At 71.2% G+C, this 1,945-nt stretch carries 1 protein-coding gene and 2 pseudogenes; all 3 read left to right on the forward strand.

The features are described from left to right. Positions 1-68, forward strand: a pseudogene (locus tag BGN97_RS09545) (OsmC family peroxiredoxin); the annotation flags it as partial. Positions 69-188: 120 nt separating this feature from the next. Further along, positions 189-1,574: an MFS transporter gene (locus BGN97_RS09550; RefSeq protein ID WP_292700557.1), complete on the forward strand. Its 1,386-nt coding sequence runs from the start codon at positions 189-191 to the stop codon at positions 1,572-1,574. Beyond that, positions 1,571-1,945, forward strand: a pseudogene (locus BGN97_RS09555) (aspartate aminotransferase family protein); the annotation flags it as partial. The gene BGN97_RS09550 and the pseudogene BGN97_RS09555, both read left to right, overlap by 4 nt.

Raw genomic sequence — 1,945 nt, forward strand, 5'->3', positions numbered from 1 at the left:
TGGAGGAGCACTGCCCGGTGCTGGACCTGTTCGCGAACCCCGTGCCGACCTCGGGCGCGCTGGTCTGAGGCATCCCGCCCGCCTCCCGCCCCTCCCGCTTCGCGGGTCGCGACACCCCGCTTCGTCCAGTGCGAGGCGGTCATCTGCGACCCGCGAGGCGCGGTCATCCCACCACTAGAGTGAGCGGCATGGGTTCACGGTCGAATTCGCTCAGCCGCGGGCAGGTCACCCGCTACGCGATCGGTTCGCTCGGCACGGGCGGTTTCGCGACGCTCCCCGGGCTGGTCCTCGTCTACTACCTGACCGACTCGCTGGGCGTCACCGCGCTCGCCGCCGGCGCGATCGTGACGGCCGCGAAGGTGTGGGACGTGCTGATCGATCCCGTGATCGGCGGCATCAGCGATCGCGCCCTCGCGCACACCGGAAGCCGCCGCCGCACCATGCTGATCGGCGGCATCGGGCTGCCGATCGCCTTCATCCTCACCTTCGCCGTGCCCGCCGGGCTCGGACCAGTGCCCGCGGCGCTGTGGGTGCTGGTGGCCTTCATTTTCGCCGCCACCTTCTTCAGCCTGTTCCAGGTGCCGTACATCGCGCTGCCCGCCGAGCTGACCGACGACTATCGCGAGCGCACCCGGCTGCTCAGCTGGCGCGTGGTGCTGCTGACCGTCGCGATCCTGCTGTTCGGAGCCGGCGGTCCGGAGCTGCGGGCGATGTTCCCGCAGGATCCGCTGCTGGGCTATCTGGTGATGGCGACCGTCGCCGCGGTGATCCTCGGGTTCGGGATGCTGACCTCCGCCTCGGTCGCTCCGCAGCGGCCGCTCCTGCCGGTGCGGCCCGGTGCGAGCATCGCCGAGCACTACCGCGACGGCATCGCGGTGCTGCGCGAGAGCCAGCCGTTCCGGGCGCTCCTGGCGACGTTCCTGCTGCAGGGACTGGCGACGGGGATGATGCTCGCGGCCGCGCAGTACGTGGCCCGCTGGGTTCTCGGCGACGAGACCGCGGTAACCCAGCTGTTCGTGGCGCTGATCGCGCCCGCGCTGCTGATGGCGCCGGTGTGGAAGCTGATCGCCGACCGCATCGGCAAGGAGCGCGCCTTCCGACTGGCCAGCGCGGTGTTCGTGCTGGCGACGCTCGTGCTGGGCGCGATGGTGTGGATGCCGGGCTGGTGGATCCTCGCCCCGGTCGCCCTCGCAGGCTCCGCGTATGCGGGCATGCAGACGCTGCCGATGGCAATGCTCCCCGACGTGATCGCCTACGACCGCACCCTGCGTGCGGGGGAGGGGCAGGAGGCGAAGGGAAAAGGCGGCGCGAACCGCTCCGGCATCTTCGGCGGCGTGTGGACGGCAGGAGAGACGACCGGCATGGCCCTGGGCGGCACGGTGCTCACGATCGTGCTGGCCATCACCGGGTACCTGGAGACCACGGTCGGGAAGACGGTCGAGCAGCCCGAGTCGGCCGTGGTCGGCATCGCCGTGTCGTTCAGCATCCTGCCCGCGATCCTGATGATCGCGAGCATGGTCGCCCTCGCCCGGTACCACCTGCGCGAGCATGACATCGTGGGCACATCCGCATGACCGGTGGCAGCACGAGCGACATCCTGACGCGGCTCCGATCGCTGCGCGAGGGCGACGCGCCGACGCACGGCGGTCGCGTGCTGTCGTACGTCTACGACTCGGGCCTCGAGGAGCTCGACGAGCTCGCGGATGCGGCGGCGCGACTCGCCCGCCCGCTGAACGGACTCGACCCGACCGTCTTCCCCTCCATCTCGGCGATGGAGCGCGACGTCATCGGCTTCACCCGGCGGATGCTGCACGGCGGCCGCTCCGTGGTGGGATCGGTCACCAGCGGCGGGACCGAGAGCTGCCTGCTCGCGGTGAAGACCGCACGCGACCTGTGGCGCGAAGCGCATCCGGACGGCGGACGCCCGCGGCTGCTCACGGCGTCG

It is taken from the genome of Microbacterium sp. 69-10 (assembly GCF_001897945.1).
Classification (GTDB): domain Bacteria; phylum Actinomycetota; class Actinomycetes; order Actinomycetales; family Microbacteriaceae; genus Microbacterium.

What these genes read in the sequence shown, in the direction of transcription:
- BGN97_RS09550 (WP_292700557.1), top strand. Translation starts at nt 189, where the DNA reads ATGGGTTCACGGTCGAATTCGCTCAGCCGCGGGCAGGTCACCCGCTAC.